Origin of the sequence: Sphingobacterium athyrii (assembly GCF_003071065.1) — a bacterium.
Lineage (GTDB): Bacteria > Bacteroidota > Bacteroidia > Sphingobacteriales > Sphingobacteriaceae > Sphingobacterium > Sphingobacterium athyrii.
Genome location: NZ_QCXX01000004.1, coordinates 199,053 through 216,757, shown reverse-complemented (window position 1 = coordinate 216,757; position 17,705 = coordinate 199,053). Strand labels below are relative to the sequence as shown.

At 41.0% G+C, this 17,705-nt stretch carries 14 protein-coding genes; 7 read left to right on the top strand and 7 right to left on the bottom strand.

Annotation, left to right across the window (positions count from 1 at the left end; genetic code table 11):
• A complete protein-coding gene (locus DCO56_RS15640; protein WP_108634709.1) occupies positions 1–675 on the bottom strand; it encodes a response regulator transcription factor in 675 nt (224 codons plus the stop codon).
• A 63-nt stretch (positions 676–738) separates the two neighbouring features.
• Positions 739–2,172, bottom strand: coding sequence for a sensor histidine kinase (locus DCO56_RS15635; protein ID WP_108634708.1), 1,434 nt, complete (start codon positions 2,170–2,172; stop codon positions 739–741).
• 119 nt (positions 2,173–2,291) lie between these two features.
• On the opposite strand from DCO56_RS15635, the gene DCO56_RS15630 reads away from it, so the two are divergent.
• The gene (locus tag DCO56_RS15630) at positions 2,292–3,656 is read left to right on the top strand and encodes a DUF4270 family protein (protein WP_108634707.1); all 1,365 of its coding nucleotides are present in this window, start codon (positions 2,292–2,294) and stop codon (positions 3,654–3,656) included.
• A 6-nt stretch (positions 3,657–3,662) separates the two neighbouring features.
• Entirely contained in the window at positions 3,663–4,691 is a 1,029-nt protein-coding gene (locus DCO56_RS15625; RefSeq protein WP_108634706.1) for a Kelch repeat-containing protein, read from the top strand.
• Positions 4,692–4,741: 50 nt separating this feature from the next.
• Here the strand turns inward: DCO56_RS15625 and DCO56_RS15620 are convergent, their stop codons facing one another.
• From DCO56_RS15620 to dnaG, 4 genes are all read right to left on the bottom strand, one after another.
• Positions 4,742–4,921, bottom strand: a complete 180-nt coding sequence (locus tag DCO56_RS15620) for a hypothetical protein (protein WP_108634705.1) — start codon at positions 4,919–4,921, stop codon at positions 4,742–4,744.
• A 74-nt stretch (positions 4,922–4,995) separates the two neighbouring features.
• Positions 4,996–6,024 carry a glutaminyl-peptide cyclotransferase gene (locus DCO56_RS15615; protein WP_108634704.1) on the bottom strand — a complete coding sequence of 343 codons (1,029 nt, stop codon included), beginning with the start codon at positions 6,022–6,024 and terminating at the stop codon, positions 4,996–4,998.
• A 184-nt stretch (positions 6,025–6,208) separates the two neighbouring features.
• Positions 6,209–6,565: a YraN family protein gene (locus DCO56_RS15610; protein ID WP_108634703.1), complete on the bottom strand. Its 357-nt coding sequence runs from the start codon at positions 6,563–6,565 to the stop codon at positions 6,209–6,211.
• Positions 6,566–6,575: 10 nt separating this feature from the next.
• Positions 6,576–8,579: a DNA primase gene (gene dnaG, locus DCO56_RS15605; RefSeq protein ID WP_108634702.1), complete on the bottom strand. Its 2,004-nt coding sequence runs from the start codon at positions 8,577–8,579 to the stop codon at positions 6,576–6,578.
• A gap of 307 nt (positions 8,580–8,886) precedes the next feature.
• Between dnaG and DCO56_RS15600 the strand changes: the two genes are divergently transcribed.
• Complete coding sequence (locus tag DCO56_RS15600; protein ID WP_108634701.1) at positions 8,887–10,272, top strand: nucleotide sugar dehydrogenase; 1,386 nt, start codon at positions 8,887–8,889, stop codon at positions 10,270–10,272.
• 135 nt (positions 10,273–10,407) lie between these two features.
• Here the strand turns inward: DCO56_RS15600 and DCO56_RS15595 are convergent, their stop codons facing one another.
• Positions 10,408–10,728: a hypothetical protein gene (locus DCO56_RS15595; RefSeq protein ID WP_104383616.1), complete on the bottom strand. Its 321-nt coding sequence runs from the start codon at positions 10,726–10,728 to the stop codon at positions 10,408–10,410.
• Between the two features lie 512 nt (positions 10,729–11,240).
• On the opposite strand from DCO56_RS15595, the gene DCO56_RS15590 reads away from it, so the two are divergent.
• The 4 genes from DCO56_RS15590 to DCO56_RS15575 all read left to right on the top strand — a co-directional run bounded on the left by DCO56_RS15590 (position 11,241) and on the right by DCO56_RS15575 (position 17,701).
• On the top strand, positions 11,241–11,831 hold the full coding sequence (locus tag DCO56_RS15590; protein WP_108634700.1) for an RNA polymerase sigma factor: 591 nt from the start codon (positions 11,241–11,243) through the stop codon (positions 11,829–11,831).
• Positions 11,832–11,913: 82 nt separating this feature from the next.
• Positions 11,914–12,930 carry a FecR family protein gene (locus tag DCO56_RS15585; RefSeq protein ID WP_108634699.1) on the top strand — a complete coding sequence of 339 codons (1,017 nt, stop codon included), beginning with the start codon at positions 11,914–11,916 and terminating at the stop codon, positions 12,928–12,930.
• Positions 12,931–12,953: 23 nt separating this feature from the next.
• Positions 12,954–16,304 carry a SusC/RagA family TonB-linked outer membrane protein gene (locus DCO56_RS15580; protein ID WP_108634698.1) on the top strand — a complete coding sequence of 1,117 codons (3,351 nt, stop codon included), beginning with the start codon at positions 12,954–12,956 and terminating at the stop codon, positions 16,302–16,304.
• A gap of 11 nt (positions 16,305–16,315) precedes the next feature.
• The gene (locus tag DCO56_RS15575; protein ID WP_108634697.1) at positions 16,316–17,701 is read left to right on the top strand and encodes a RagB/SusD family nutrient uptake outer membrane protein; all 1,386 of its coding nucleotides are present in this window, start codon (positions 16,316–16,318) and stop codon (positions 17,699–17,701) included.
• The last annotated feature ends 4 nt before the right edge of the window (positions 17,702–17,705 follow it).

Sequence of the window (17,705 nt, the reverse complement as noted above, 5' to 3'; positions counted from 1 at the left end):
TCAATCTACTGTCAGCATATATCCGACACCACGGACATTGGTAATTTTGATTCTTGGATCCTGGCTTAAATATTTTCGGATACGGCTAATAAACACGTCCAGGCTACGCCCCGTGAAGTACTTATCATGGCTCCAATAAGCCCGCATAATCTCTTCTCTGGGGATCACCTTATCTTTTTGTTCGTACAGTTTACGGAGGAGTTCACTTTCACGAAAAGACAGCTTTAGCGCTTCTCCCTGATAGATCAGCTGGTGCTTCAGGCTGTCCAGCGTATAATCCCCGATCATTAGTTTTTGTCCAAACAGCATCTTCGGATTATTCTTTAACAACGATTCTATTCGGACGATCAACTCCTCAATTTTAAAAGGTTTTTTGACATAGTCATCGCCCCCGAGACGAAATCCCCGTACCACATCTTCGGTCTGTACTTTGGCTGTCAAGAAGATAATGGGAAGCAAAGTGTCCATCTCCCGGATTCTTGTGGCCAAGGTAAAGCCATCCATGACAGGCATCATTACATCGACCACCATAATATCTGGTCTAGCATTATTAAAAGAAGCTAAAGCCTCATCGCCGTTACTACAATGTACGACACGGAAACCATTCGCTTCCAAACTGTCCGCCACAATCATGGCCAGGCTCGGCTCATCTTCTACGTATAAAATATCAATCATAATGCTATCGTTCAATAATTTTTTTGCTACGCTATCGTCCTATCGAAGATAGCATAGTTTACGCTAATATGGTAATCGGATCGTAAAAGTGCTTCCCTTACCCAATTCACTTTCAACACTGATCTTACCTTCGTGACGCTTCACAACCTGTTTGACGTAAGCAAGTCCCAAACCAAAGCCTTTCACGTCATGTAAATTACCTGCAGGCACCCTGAAAAACATATCGAAAATCTGCTGATGGTATTCGGGCGCTATGCCCTTACCATTATCCGTAATACGGAGCTGTACATGTTCCTTAGTACCTTTGATGTCCACCTTGACTTTTACGTGTTGTCCGGCATATTTAATGGCATTTTCCAATAAATTATTGATGACATTTTTCAGATGAGACTCATCCCCCCGGATCAGGATTGACTTCGGATCGGTAAACAGTTCTACTTCGACCGCTTTGGTTTTATTGAGCTGTGCCACTTCAATAACACTTTCCACCATCGCGACAAGATCAAACTCAGACCGTTGCAAGACAATCCCTCTTGATGCATCGATGTCCATCTGCAGTACTTTTTCAATCATACCGGAAAGATGCTCAAGTTCCCTTTTTGAAATATCCAGGTAGCGGTCCATCTTCTCCTTATCCTCACGCACACCATATAGCTGTATCGCTTCAACTGCTGCCATCACCGTCGATACCGGGGTTTTCAGTTCATGAGTCATATTGTCCACAAAGTTTTTTCGCAGCTCGGCCATTTTATTCTGGTTAAGGATGGTTTTCATCAGGTAAAAAAAGGTACCCAACAAAAGCCCGATCAGCAGCAACGAAATCAACAGTTGCCAGCTTAGGCTATAAAGCAGGTATTTCCAATCTTCCTGAAATTTGATCACGAGGAATTCACTTTTTAGGGGATTGACCATCATCGGTCTCGTCCAGGCCAAGTTTTTTTCCCGGTATTCACGACGTACATCCTTTACCTGTTCGCGCGGGATAGTGACGATGCTCAATTCGTAGGGTACTGAAATGCCCTTATTGCTTAGCGATTCCCTGAATTTGTTGTCTATCAGGTCCAGATTGGATTTGTTCATCTCAAAATCACGGAACAAAAAGGGGGGAATAATGGCATTTTGGTTATCCCGATCTTTGGCATACATCTTTACCTTCCGATCCGGATCATTACGAAAAGTATGTTCTTTTCTTGGCTGACGGCTGCGTATTTTTTGTAGCGCCTGATCAAGTTGTGCTTCGGGTATGAAGGGTAGCAATTCACTTTTCACATCGTTGAGCAGGCGATTTCGTTCGTTGTCAGGGCCATCAAGCCGCTGATTTCCATTTTCCGCCTGATACACTTCCTGTACAGCGTTGAAGAGTGAACGTTCGGCAGTGGACAGAAAAAGATCACGGCGGTTAGTATAACTTCCATAAAGCCAGATCCCCAGTACAATGGTAATACCCGTACCTATTAAAACGATCAAGCTGATCAGTAATTTAAATCTACTACCCATAATGAAAACAAATTTAAATTACTAGATTTGCAATCGCTGTGGTAATTAACCATATTTAACAAAATATAACACTGATTAACAGTAAGCATTGATTACTTTTGCACTATTCAAAAATTAATATGATCAAAAACTTTAAGAGACGTAGTATACAATTTTTACTTCCACTTTTTGCGCTGGCAGTTGCTGTCGGTTGTAATAAAGACATTTCACTTTCTTTGGATAATTCGAGAGATGAAACGATTGGCGTAGTACCGATTGATACGGTTTCAGCCAAAGTTTCTACCTATCAATTGGACAATATTCCGACATCTGCAACAGGAACGATGCTGGTAGGGAAAAATAGCAACGCGATCTCTGGAAGTGTAAAGTCAACATCTTATCTACGTCTGGGAATTGGCACCGTGAACAGTGCAAGTATACCTGATGACGCAGTGTTGGATTCGGTAAGCTTAGTTGTTCCTCTAAACAAATACTATTACGGTGATACGACCCAAATTCAAAAAATTTCGGTCCATCGCGTGACTGAAGACATTACTCAAACACAGATCGACCTGACAAAACCTGCTGACGAACGTCCTGTGTTTGTCACTTCAGCAGCGATATTTAGTAAACAAAAATTTGCTTTTGACAACGCTGCTTTAGCGGAACTTTCATTCAAACCCCGTGTTAAATCTATTGACTCTTTACATTTTAGATTTAACAATACGATCGGCAATGAACTGTTTACAATGATCAAAAACAACGACAACAGAATTCAGAATAACACAAGCTTTCAAGAATATTTCAAAGGTTTGGCACTTGTGCCTGATAATAACAATAGCACACTTATTGGCTTTAAAGACACGGTCTATTTACAAGTCCACTATTCTTTTTTAAACAATGAAGGGACAAAGTCCAGTGGGAAACAGTACTTTTCAATTGACAATAAAGCCTTCCAATATAATCAGATTGAGGCAGACCGTTCACAGACCAAATTTGCGCCGTTAACACTGGCAAATCCACAACTTTCAAGTCAGCAGACGGATGGCTATACATTTTTAGAGGGATCTACGGGTGTTGTAGCAAAGTTGGAATTTCCTACGTTATTAGAATTAGTAAATAATCCTTCGGTGTCAATAAATAAGGCTGAACTGGTCATCGAAGTGGAAAATGCTGCAGCGACAAATTTCGCACAGCCTAGTAGCCTCATCTTAATGGTGGCCGGTAATAATGGGAATCCCATCAATCTGGTAACCACACCCTATGGGACTGAAACTCAACAAGCACCTTTACAACGAGGTGATGATTTCGGTTCGAATGGGAAATATACCTTCAATTTAATTGAATATTTGACAAAAATTAAAACTACAGCATATAAAAACACTTCATTATATCTATCTTTACCGACATCGGGGTTGTTTTCTACAGGAAACAGATTAATTTTGGCAAGAGATAATGAGAATGATCCAAAAATTAAATTAAACATCCTTTATACTAAATTTTAATAATTTATGAACAAGAAAAATTGGCTACTCGTTTTATTAGCTTTTGTATTTACAGTTACAACTTTCTCTTCTTGTAAAAAAAGTGACGACGATAACGATTCTGATAAATCAGACGAATGGTTTGAAAAAGCTGCATTTAAAGGGCCACAAACTTCATCTGCTGCAAGCTTTTTGATAAACAATATAGCATATGTTTCAACAGGTTTGGCAAGTAATGCTGGAGGTAAACCTTTCCGTGTTCAAGATACTTATGCATACGATGCTGCATCCAACACGTGGGCAGAGAAAGCTCCTTTTACTGGTGTAGCGAGAAACGGTGCTATTGGTTTTTCAATCGGTAATATCGGTTATATTGGTGGTGGAAATGACGGGACCAACAACTTAAAAGATTTCTACAAATTTGACCCTACGGCTGATAATGGAAAAGGTGCATGGTCTCCTATTGCTCCCCTACCGATCCCTTTATCCAATGCTGTTGCTTTTACATTGAACGGAGCAGCTTATGTGGGCACAGGTGAAACTGTCGTGAACGGTGGAACAACCAACACAAATGAATTCTATAAATACGACCCTACAGCAAACACATGGCAAGCGATCAATGATGCACCTTTTTCTGCAAAAAGAAAATCTGCTTTCTCTTTTGTTGTAAGTAATGTAGCTTATGTTGGTGGTGGTATTTCAAATGGTTCTTATCCAAAAGATTTCTACAAATTTGATGGCAGCAAATGGACTAAATTGAATGACTTAAACAGAGCTGACGACACATACACTTATGATTTAACGCGTTCTAGCGCTGCAGCATTTGCCATCAATGGCACTCCATTTGTTGTAGGTGGATACAAAAACGCAGTGATCAACAGTGTATGGAAATACAATGTCGGCGGCGATTATTGGACAAATGACAATGGAAACTTTGCAGGTTCTGCACGTCAGGATGCTATTGGTTTCGCAGTAGGTGGCAATGGCTATGTAACTACTGGTCTGAACGGATCAACTCGTTTTGACGATACTTGGGTGTTTACTCCGATTTATTAATCATAAAATCTAAGAAAAAGGGATGAAACTTAAAAGTTTCATCCCTTTTTTTATGCTGTATTTCGAAGGCTCAAACTGATGTCCGAATCAATTTTACTTCTAGTCACGTACGTTAGGAATCCAATAGAAATCTTCATGACTACCGCGAGGTTACCTTTAGTCGAATGCGCTGCGCAGAGGATCATCGCTTCGGCTTCAAATAAAGCTTCTTCGATAACGTCGGGTATCATAGGGGGGTAGCGGCAAAATAAAAAGCCACATCCGGGGACATGGCTTTTATTTACATATATTATGCCCTGATAGGCTATTTTTCAATGGCTTTAATTTCGTATAAGGTATTCCATAGCTTACCTGTTACAAACAAGCGTTTATTGGCATGGTCATAAGCTATGCCGTTAAGCTCATTATCATAGGCCGCAGTATGCTCATAGATACCGACGAGGTTAATACGCTCCTCTACTGCCCCTGTCTCCGGATTGATGATTACAATAACATCTTTCTGGTATACATTTGCATAAACTTTTCCGTCAATATATTCCAATTCATTCAGTTCATCTACCGGTCCATTCTCGTCATATACACCAATAGCATTCAACTCTTTACCCGTAACTGCGTCTAAAAAGAATAATTTGTTTGATCCGTCCGATTTGATCAGGTGTTTTCCATCATAAGTAATTCCCCAACCTTCTTTACTATTTTCGTATTTGAACGAGCTTTCTTTTGTAAATGAGTTTTTATCAAACACGTATCCTTCTCCCTGCTGCCAGGTCAACATAAACAACTTATTACCCACCAATGTCATTCCCTCAGCAAAGGTTTTTTCATCGAATTTGATTTCCTTCAGTACTTTTCCTGTTGTCAGATCTACCTTTCTAAGGTTTGACTCCCCATACCGTCCATTTGATTCATATAATACCCCATCGGCAAATTGAAGCCCTTGGGTAAATGCCGTGGTATCATGCGGATATTTGTTGACAACCTGGAATCCGTAGTTCTTAGCATTCGCCGGAACCACGTAGAAGGTACTCGAGACGGAATCGGACTTGCCACCACTGTAGACTGTTGCGGAAATATTCCGCGTGCCGTAGGCCATGTCTTTGGTCTCAACGGTAATGGCTACCGTATCAGTTGAAGATCCCACATGTTTGTCGTCTACAAAATAAGCGACAGAGTCCATGGAAATAGCGTCAAATTTCAATTTTAATTGCACTTGACTACCCTTCAATACTGCTTGGTTCGCACCCGGAGATGCAAATTCCAACGCAGCTTTTTTCGACTTACAGGAAGCAAAAGCAACTACTGCAATCGCAATAAAATACGTGATTTTTTTCATCTATATAATTTATTTTTTAGCACCGATGAAAAGATCATATCTTCATAAAACAATATGTTTAAAAAAAATTATGATCGTCTCATCTTTATGATTTAAAAAGTCCGATTCGAAACCAAAAATGCGGTAAACCGAGAGCTTATGAGGCGCGGGTCTCTTGCCTCGATCCAATACCTAAATACTATGATCAACTATCCCAAAAAGCATCTTTTATATAAGTAAGCTCCGAATGCGTACCATTTGTCAAAGCCACGACATCAAACCTCACTTCACCTACATACGCATATTTCAAGATATAGGCCTGAGCAGCACGAATCAGTCGCCGTTGTTTGCGGGTATCCACAAATTCATAAGGTTCACCAAAATCTGTCCCAGACCTTGTTTTCACCTCCACGAATACCAGTGTATCCCCATCCATGACGATCAAATCTACCTCTAAATTCTTAAATCGCCAATTTCTTAACACTATTTTATAGCCCATGTTGATCAGATATTCCATGGCCAATTGTTCGCCCTTTATTCCTATCTCATGATGTTTTGCCATATCATCGGGGTTACTTTACGATGGTGTTGCCCAAAAATCCGCCCAAAAGGCGCTCCGCTTCTTTGAGCTTTTGGTACTTAAAGATAAGTACTTCCAAATTAGCGATATCCTGTTCTTGCTTCATTTCTTCGCGAATATGGTGCATTTGGGCTGCGATTTTTTGCTTTTTTATCCGGTAGATGGCTTCAACAACCAATTTTTTAAGATGTTCATACTCCTGGCTTACATAGATTTTACGTTTATCGTCATTCCAGTTTTCGCTGAGCGAATATTTTGTTGCGACGCAATTGATTGCCAGTTCGGAAACAGCGGCATCAGGATTGGAATAAAATAATTTTGCATCTGGGATTTCATAGTTTTCAGCCGCATCCCGATAAGCTTTTAGAATAAATGCAGCGGCCTTATCTTTAAATTCGATGTCGGCTATATTCCCTAATAAGACGCCTGCAACCGGAATGTCGCCATCCCCTTCCCAGGTCGCCAGATAGTCACCGTAGTTGATCAGGATGCGGACGATTTCACGTTCCTGCAGGATCTCAGCTGTCAGCTGCGTGGGCTCCGACATGGCCTCCAGGGCCGGCACTCCCCCACGTTCATCGTCCGTCATAAAGAAATCGGGAGGTGGCCCGTCCATTCCGAAGGGGGGCATTCCAGTATTTGCCGGGCTACTCTGTGCTTTACGGCTGGCATCTTTGTCAGCCTTCTTTGCCTTATTTAGCCTTATTTTATTCAGCTCAGCGAGCAAAATACGTTCCTCAATATCCAACAAGCTGCTACATTCCCGAATAAAAACCGAGACTTTAATCTCATCCGGAATCAAAGCAATGCTCTCCACCACATCACGTATGACTTCGGCCCTCTTTATCGGATCGTTATTGGCGTCACGAAGCAAAATACTTGTCTTATAGAAGATAAAATCCTGCTGGTGGGATTTCACATAGTCTTTAAAGGCTGTAGCTCCAAACTTTTGCACATAGGAATCTGGGTCATTTCCGTCCGGGAAGAGTAACACCTTCACATTCAGGCCTTCTTCCAATAACATATCGGTACCACGCAGGGAGGCCTTTATACCGGCTTCGTCGCCATCATAAAGTATGGTCACATTTTTCGTAAACCTGGAGATCAATTTGATCTGTCCCGTCGTCAGGGAAGTTCCCGAAGAAGAAACCACATTTTCCACACCTGCCTGATGTACAGACAGGACATCCGCATAACCTTCCACAAGGTAGCAGTTGTCCTCTTCCATGATTGCTTTTTTGGCAAAATTCAAGCCATAGAGCACATCTGATTTATGGTAGATCTCACTTTCGGGAGAGTTCACATATTTGGCGACCTTTTTATCGGTCTTTAGCGTACGCCCACCAAACCCGATAATACGTCCGGTCAAGTTATGAATAGGGAACATGACACGCCCCCTAAAGCGATCGTAGAGTGATTTATCATCACGCTCAATGGCAAGTCCACTCGCTGCGAGATAATCCGGATGGAACCCTGCTTCCTGTGCTTTATCAACCAGTGCGGTCCATTCTTCCGGCGAATAGCCGAGTTCGAATTTCTTGATGATATCCTCACGGTACCCCCGTTCTTTGAAATAGTTGAGTCCGATGACCTGCCCCATTTCACTTTTCCAGAGCTGTTCTACAAAAAATTTACCTGCCCAGGCGCTTAAGACATAGAGACTTTCGCGCTTATCCTGTGCTGCTAACTGTGCGGGAGAACGCTCAACTTCTTCGATCTCAATGGAATATTTATCCGCCAGATACCGGATCGCCTCGGGATAGGAAAACTTCTCCAGTTCCATGACAAACTTGAGTGAATCGCCCCCGACACCGCAACCGAAACATTTGTAAATACCTTTTGAGACAGAAACGTGAAACGAAGGTGTCTTTTCGTGGTGAAATGGACAGTTTCCGATCAAGGAAGTCCCACGTTTCTTTAAATCAACGAAGTCACCCACCACTTCCTCTATCCGTGCCGTTTCCAGTACTTTATCAATAACCTCTTGCTTTATCAAAACCCTGCTCCTATTTTTAATGTAAAATTAGTATAAATCTGATAGATTTCAGTCTCAATCCAATTATTTATGCCGCCCCGATTCCTGTGTATTTAAACTCGGAAAAAGAGACTTTTTCGTGCTGTCTACCTTCGTCCCGCCCCGACGATCTTGCGGACGGGCGGGACGAAGGTTCCATTAGCAGGCCGTATCTCCGATAAATTTGCTTTTTAAAGTTTTGCAGTGAAATATTGACTTTTATCGACAAAAAACAATTTCGAATTCTTTACATTTGTTGTTCAATTTATAGCTGATTAAGATAATCAAAATGAGTAAAACTATCAAGAAAATATGCTGTATAGGAGCGGGTTATGTAGGCGGACCAACGATGTCGGTAGTTGCCAGGCAATGTCCTCACATTGAGATTACCATTGTCGATATGAATGCCGAGCGTATCGCTGCCTGGAATGATGAAAACCTGGACAACCTTCCCGTTTATGAACCTGGGCTACAAGAAATCGTTGCCGAAGCAAGAGGTCGCAATCTGTTTTTCTCAACCGATATCAACAAGGCTATTGATGAGGCTGATATGATTTTTATTTCGGTCAATACCCCGACCAAGAATTACGGAAAAGGAAAGGGAATGGCTGCGGATTTAAAATATATCGAGCTATGCGCGCGTCAGATAGCAGCAGTCGCCAAAGACGACAAAATTGTCGTTGAAAAATCTACTCTACCTGTACGCACGGCTGCTGCATTAAAAAGTATTCTTGATAACACGGGCAATGGTGTCAATTTCCATATTCTATCCAATCCTGAATTCTTGGCCGAAGGAACGGCAATACAAGATTTGATCAATCCGGATCGTGTGCTTATTGGCGGTGAGCATGAAGAAGCAATTGCGGCTTTAGTGGATATCTATGCTCATTGGGTAGATCACAGCAGAATCTTGACCACGAATTTATGGTCTTCTGAGCTCTCTAAATTGACCGCCAACGCTTTTCTGGCGCAACGGGTCTCTTCGATCAACTCGATATCGGCGCTTTGTGAAAAAACAGGCGCCAATGTAGATGAAGTGGCCAGAGCCATTGGCATGGACACGCGTATCGGTTCCAAATTCCTAAAAGCATCGGTTGGCTTTGGAGGATCTTGTTTCCAGAAAGATATTCTCAATCTTGTTTATATCGCACGCAGCTATGGGCTTACGGAAGTTGCCGAATACTGGGATCAGGTCATCTTAATGAATGATTACCAAAAACACCGCTTTGCCGACAATATCATCCAGACGCTGTACAATACTGTATCGGGAAAAAAGATTGCTTTTTTGGGCTGGGCATTTAAAAAAGATACCAATGATACCCGTGAATCAGCAGCAATCTATGTGGCCGACTATCTATTAAATGAGCAGGCCGAAATTACGGTATACGACCCTAAGGTCTCCGCAGAACGTATTTACGCTGACCTGGACTATCTGAACACCCGTTCATCGGAAGAAAACAGGGCGCTGGTCAAAGTAGTCAATACGCCTTATGAAGCATGTGACAATGCACATGCCATCGCGGTATTAACCGAATGGGATGAATTCAAAACCTATGATTGGAAAAAGATCAAGGATGACATGAAGAAACCGGCTTTTGTATTTGACGGGCGGAAACTACTGAACCGGAAGCAACTTGAAGACCTCGATTTTAAATACTACGCGATTGGGGAATAACATATTCCACGATAAAGAAGAACCCTCAGCTATCTATATTTTCATACGGATATCACTGAGGGTTTTGTTTGTGCCTGTTAGCAACGCATAAGGAAAGAGAGATGAAACACAAGCGAAGCAACAGGACTTTTTATCTTAATTGTTTAACATGCCATAAACTTCATTCATGTAATACGATTCCTGCAAAGCATCCCTAAAGTTTTGCCATTGTTCTTCATCAAAGGAGAAAACGATATCAGGATAGGGTGTCTTCATAATCAAGCGAAACTCCCCATCCGGGAATGTACTGAAGAACAGCTCATCACCATTACTCTTAATAATGTTCAGAAAATCGAAAAACTTATTCTGCGTAAATGTCAGTACAAAACTTTGCTGCCAGATATAATATGTTCTGCACTTATGGCAAACACTAATGTGGGTATCTCCGCGTTGACTTAGGATCTTGGTATCACACATACTATACATATTTATTTAGACTCATTATAAATAATATCCAAATGTAAGCATTGTTTTTAGAATAACAAGTATTTTTAAAAAAAAAGCCATTGATTGTGTTTAATATTAAAAACCGGAAAATTTATTGTGATTTATCAAAAAACCAAACAAAACGCAGTATGCTGACATAAATAAATGGTTATTTGACAATTTATTCAAAAAATTAAAAGTGAATTCCATTTTCATGTAATTAACCCTAATTTTGAATAATTACAGACTAGAAACCAATTTATTATGAATAAACCCAAATAAACATATCCAATGTTTACTTATGGAGATGCCCTCTCTGGCATTTATTACTAACCGTTGCCCATCTCCACTTGACATTGATAAAAAAATGTATATCAATCAATTAATATTAAGTAAAAATTATAAACAGGCCTTGACCTTATTTAATAAAATCTGTATAATTGAAAAAAGTTACATTCCTTTAAACTACCAATCTAAGGAACTCAGCTTCACACTACCACATCATGAAAAACGATAAATATGCGTCTCATAATAACATAAGCCTATTAGCAAGGCTTCGAGAAGGCGATTTAGAGGCTTTCAATATTTTATATAATAGGTATTGGTCTGTACTGCTAGATGAATCCTACAAAAGGCTCGAAGATCTAGCTTCCTGTGAGGAGATTGTTCAAGATGTATTTATCGACCTTTGGGAACACTGTTCGAAAAGAGAAATCCTTAATGTGGAGGCCTATCTTTTTACCTGCATGAAATACAAGGTCTTCGAAACGTATAAAAAAAGCAAACGCAGAAATGTATTGATAGCTGAAAATAAGCAACTCTACCAAAGTCAGGAAGTTGTGGATGGCAATACCTATGGGGAAAAGGATCTAAAATCGCTTATCGAACAATGGGTATCTAATCTTCCGCAAAAAAGGCAAGAAATTTTTAAAATGAGATATCTGGATGGACTCACTACAAAAGAAATCAGCGAGCTGACGAAAACTTCCCAAAACACCGTCCAAAATCATCTCGGTGCATCGATTCAAAAACTAAAGAAACTTGTTCTCCAGCACTTTTTGACATTACTTATGATTTTTTACACCTGTAAATAAGCTACTTACAAATAAAAATCTATTTAGACTAGTACATTTCCCTCACTCAGGGACACTATTTAAGTGAACTTGTACTAATCCTATGCAATACCCTAACCAAGAGCTTGAAAAGCTCATTGACAAATACTTAAACGGCGAAGCCAGTTCGGAAGAAGTAGAGCTTGTAGAACGTTTTTTCGATTCATTCTCATCCCGGCCAAATTTACTCAAAACACTTCCTGATGAGGTACAGGAAGCCCTGAAAACACGTATTCATAGTGGCATTATGAACAAACTAGCGCCTAAAAAGAAACGTACATTCAGTTTCGCTCAAATTGCCGCAGCTGCTGCCCTCTTGTGCATCGCTTTTGCGAGTCTATATTTATACAAAATAAAAGCGCCCAACAATCAAGAAATCAGGCTAACCAATGGACAACAACGTCAAATTGTGCTTGAGGATGGCACAAAGATTACACTAAATGCCTCGAGCAAGATAATCTACCCTACTTCATTCAAGGACTCGAATACACGTGAAGTTACCTTAATAGGAGAAGCATTTTTTGATGTCGCAAAAAATCCTTCCAAACCTTTCCTAATTCACACACCAAGAATGGAAATCAGTGTATTGGGTACTGCATTCAATGTACGTGATTATGCTGAAGAAAACAATGCCGAAACAGCTTTGGTGCGTGGTAAAGTATCTATTTGGAAAACAGGGAGCAACGATCAGAAATTTATACTAAAACCCAAAGAAAAATTTGTGATCACAAAGTTAGATGGATCTGTTAAGGAATCCGCCGATACAGATTTTAAAACTGTAGCAACTCCTACAGCTATAGCTATCCAACCATTCTCTGTATCTGAAAAGGATGGTTCTGCTTTAGAAACCGAATGGTTATTAAATCGAATTACAATTCAAGATGAAAGATTGCTTGATATCGCGCTGAAATTAGAGCGCATGTATGGAGTAGAGATCAAAATTACAAATAAAGCAATCGCTAGCCAACGCTACTCAGCGACATTCGAGAACGAACAACTGGAAAATATCTTAAAAGCATTACAAACTGTCAATTACTTTCAAATAAAAACAACGGGGAAAAATCAACTACAGCTATTTTAAAAACAATCAACCTACATAACTCCATGAACAAAACAAAACCCAAATTTAGAAAAGAATCGAGATTGGCTTTACTGCTCGTTTGTCTAAGCACCATGCATGTACAGAGCTTTGCCTATTCTCAAACCGAAAAAATTGATGTCTCTATCCAAGGCGGAAAGCTTGAAGATGTCTTTCAAACAATCAATGCCAAGAGCAAATACAAAATGTTCTTTAGCAAAGCGAGCCTACCTAATGCGACGGTCAATATTGTAGGAAAGAAAATCAGTATCAAAGATATTCTTTCCCAATCGCTGGCAGGGAGCAACTTAACATGGGAAATATTGGACAACAATATCATCGCTGTAAAGGAAAAACAACAAAATCAGCAACACATCGCGGGTCAAGTAGTCAACGAAAATGGAGCGCCCCTAGCTGGCGTGTCGGTCATGATAAAAGACTGGCAAAAAGCAGAATACCGCAATATGCAAACCAGTACCGCAACTGATGTCAATGGGCAGTGGGGGCTCCGTATTCCAAATGACGATGTCATTATAACCTTTTCTTTTATAGGGTATCAAAAGATGGATATACCAGCGAAACAACTTATAGCTAGTCCTACCCCGATCAAGCTTAAACCCGAAGAAGGTAGTTTGGAAGAAGTGGTCGTTATCGGCTATGGTACAACAACACGAAGACTGAATACAGGTTCGGTTGCTTCGATCACTGCAAAAGACATTACTTCCCAACCTGTAAGTAATCCCCTTGCGGCCCTATCCGGGAGAATGTCCGGCGTATTAATCGCTCAAAACAACGGTGTACCCGGAAGTGCTGTTCAGATTCAGATCAGAAACCAGGCATCATTAAGTGGAACAACTTCAGGATCAATCCCCTTATATGTTGTTGATGGGGTTCCTTTCACCAATTTTAATGGCGGGCAACCAGCTACCGATAACCTCAATTCATTTGGTATCTCAGCTTCTTCTGGAGGGTTAAGTCCGTTCAGCATGATTAACCCAGCCGATATCGAGCGTATCGATGTCTTGAAGGATGCCGATGCCACAGCGATCTACGGTAGCCGCGGAGCTAATGGTGTTGTATTAATCACAACCAAGAAAGGTCAAGCTGGCCGTACCCGTATCGGTGTCAACTTCAATACGGGATTTACTGAGGTCAACCGCTTTATCCCCATGTTAAATCTGGATGAATATCTGACCTTAAGAAAAGAAGCTTTTGCCAATGCTGGAGTTACGCCCACTGCCGATAATGCACCGGATCTTATGCTATGGGATCAGAACAAATCGACAGACTGGCAGAAAATGCTGATTGGAAACAAAGGCCATATAACCGACGTGCAGGCGAATATGTCTGGCGGAAACGAGTCCACCCGCTTTTTCTTCAATTCGGGATATAGACGTGAAAGCACCGTATTTTATGGGGACAGCAAAAATAGTCGGTTTACATCCCGCTTAAATCTGGATCACACCTCTTCCGACAAAAAATTCAATGCCGCCCTATCAGTTAGCTATGCCAATGATAATTCGGATATGCCTTCATCGGATGTGACATCACTCTACAATTTGGCGCCAAATTATCCAATTTATGGCGACAATGGAAAATACTATTGGTTACCATCCTCGGCGTTTATAGACAATCCCATGGCCATGCTTGAACAGAAATACTTTGGCAATACCAATAACCTGATCTCAAATGTTAACTTAAGTTACAAAATAGTACCAGGACTGACAGCAAAAGCAAATTTTGGTTATACTATCACCCAATTGAATCAAAATAACCAACGGCCAATTACTTCCTTAAACAATACCGTCTCCAACCCGCTTGGTTTTTCCAGTTTCTCCAATACAAAGGCCGAAAATTGGATTATTGAACCCACATTGGATTATGTAAAAAATATCGGCGAGGGTAAATTGACGGCATTAATCGGGACAAGTTTTCAGCAGAATTCGTCGCGCTCGCAGACAACCAATGGTTCCAATTATTCAAACGATGCCCTTTTGGGTTCACTCAGCGCCGCAGGATCATTCTCCGCCAGCAACAACCTCGTATACTACAAATACAATGCAGTATTCGGAAAAGTAAATTACGATTGGAAAGCGAAATATTTGTTTAATGGAACGTTCAGAAGAGATGCCTCATCTCGCTTTGGTCCTAAAAATAGATTTGGAAATTTCGGTGCCGTAGGACTTGGATGGGTATTTGGAAAAGAAGATTTTGTACAGGATAATCTCCAATTTTTGAGCTTTGGTAAATTGAGAGCGAGCTACGGAACAACAGGAAACGATCAGATTCCCAATTATATCTATCTCCCACTCTACTCTACGTCAGTGGCTTACCTAAACAATCCTTCCATGAATATCGGGAGGCTTCCCAATGAATATATCAAATGGGAAACGACCAAAAAATTGGAGTTTGCACTCGATCTGGGTTTCTTGAAGGATCGAATCCTATTTACAGGGAACTTTTTCAGAAATCGTTCTTCTGATCAAATCACTGATTTAGTTTTGAGTACCCAGACAGGCTACAATAGTTATATGGAAAACCTACCGGCGTTGATCCAAAATACAGGTTTGGAATTGGAGTTGAATACCACCAATGTGACAAATGAAAATTTTACATGGAAAACATCAGCTAACTTTACATTTTATAAAAACAAACTTGTAGAATTTCCTGGGCTTGAAAACACATTCTACTCAAGTAATTTTATAGTTGGAGAACCGATCAACATGGTCCGTTTGTATCACTATCAAGGTGTGGACGCGGAAACAGGAAGAGCTTTATATGAAGATCGCGATGGTGATGGAGCTATTACAGTCGATGATCGCTATGTTGCTGACTTAGGTACTCCTTTCTATGGTGGATTTAACAATACCTTTTCCTACAAAGGCTTTGAACTTGGCGTATTCTTTCAATTTAACCACCGCTTTGGTGTAACCAAAATCCTCAATACAAGACCTGGCGCTTTGGTCAATCAGAACGATTACTGGTTGGACAGATGGACACCAGGTAATACCAATGCAACTATCCCGGGGGCTATTATCCCTATAACTCCAGCCTCTTCGGCTGAAGGAGTTGATTTAAGTAACTCTTACAATCAATATACCAACTCCGACGCAGTTTATGGTGATGCTTCCTATATTAAATTAAGATCTGTCAACCTATCTTACAACTTACCGAAAAGCTGGACTTCGAAATTAAAAATGTCCAATTGCAATGTTTTTATGCAGGGTCAAAATCTCTTTACCTGGGCCAAAAACAAATATGTTCTGGATACCGAAACAACCGTCCAAGGGGGACCTTCTGGTCTAGGTACCGGAACGATCGCCCAGGTATTGCCTCCATTGCGCACCATTGTATTTGGATTTAACTGTCAATTTTAAAATTAGAGATCATGAAATTAAACATCAATAAAAATATATTACTATTAGCCATTACAAGTGGAACTCTTCTTGTCAGTTCCTGCGAAAAATTTGTGGAGTTGGGTGCTCCTCCAAATCAGGTACTCGCTGGCGAAGCGTTCGCTACAGACGCTTCTGCGAATAGTGTCATACGTGGATTATATGCCACAACACTAAGCATCAATCTCGCCGGGACGTCAACTTTCTATACAGGGATTGCTGCAGACGACCTTCAATACAATAATGCTGATCCGAATACCTCCGAATTTGCCAGCAATAACCTATTGAACACAAATGGCAATGTCGCGAATTTTTGGTCAAATTGCTATCAACTTATCAAGAATGCAAATAATGCAGTTTCAGGTCTCGAAGCATCCAATACGCTTACCCCAGCTGTCAAAGATCAGCTTTTGGGCGAAGCTAAATTTTTCAGGGCTTATGCCTATTTCTATCTCGCTAATCTTTACGGCGATGTGCCCTTGCAATTACGCGACGACCTACACGCTTTTGAAGACGCAACGCTTTCACGGGCTCCTGTACAACAAGTGTATGATCAAATCATTGCAGACCTAAAAGATGCGGAGAGCAGAATGGCTACCGCCTATGACGCAACCGCAAATCCAAGAGGCCGTGCCAACAAAGCTGCCGCCAGCGCACTGCTAGCAAGAGTCTACCTGTATCAAAAAGATTATCAAAATGCGGAATCTTATGCGACCAAAGTATTGCAATCCGCTGATTATGGTATGCCTACACCAGATAAAAACTTTGTCAACTCAAGTAATGAGGTTATTCTACAACTTGCGAATCAGAGTGGAGTGACCACATTTGGTGCCAATTACATAACGACAGCCACAGTTGCACCGGGATACACCTTGCCTGATGCAGTATACAACAGCTTTGAGACCTCGCCTACAATGGACTTAAGAAAGACAAATTGGACAAGTTCAAAAACGGTCTCAAACAAAATCTATTATGCCATCACCAAATATAAGGTAGCCTCGGGAACAGGATCTGAATATCACATTATGCTTCGCCTAGCCGAACAGTATCTTATTCGCGCTGAAGCAAGAGCCAACCTTGGAAAACTGGCCGAAGCCCGCGCTGATGCGGACGCAGTGCGTGCACGTGCGGGGCTGGCTGGACTTAATACCAGTTTAAACCAAACGCAATTATTGTCTGCTATAGCGACCGAACGTCTCCATGAATTTTTTGGTGAATTTGGCCATCGTTGGCTTGATCTCAAGCGGACCGACCGCGCTTCGGCTGTCCTTTCACCGATCAAATCAAACTGGCAAGCCACAGATGTCTTATTCCCGATTCCCCAAGCGCAGATTTTGATCAACAGGAACTTGACACAGAATCCGGGATACGAAGATTAATGAA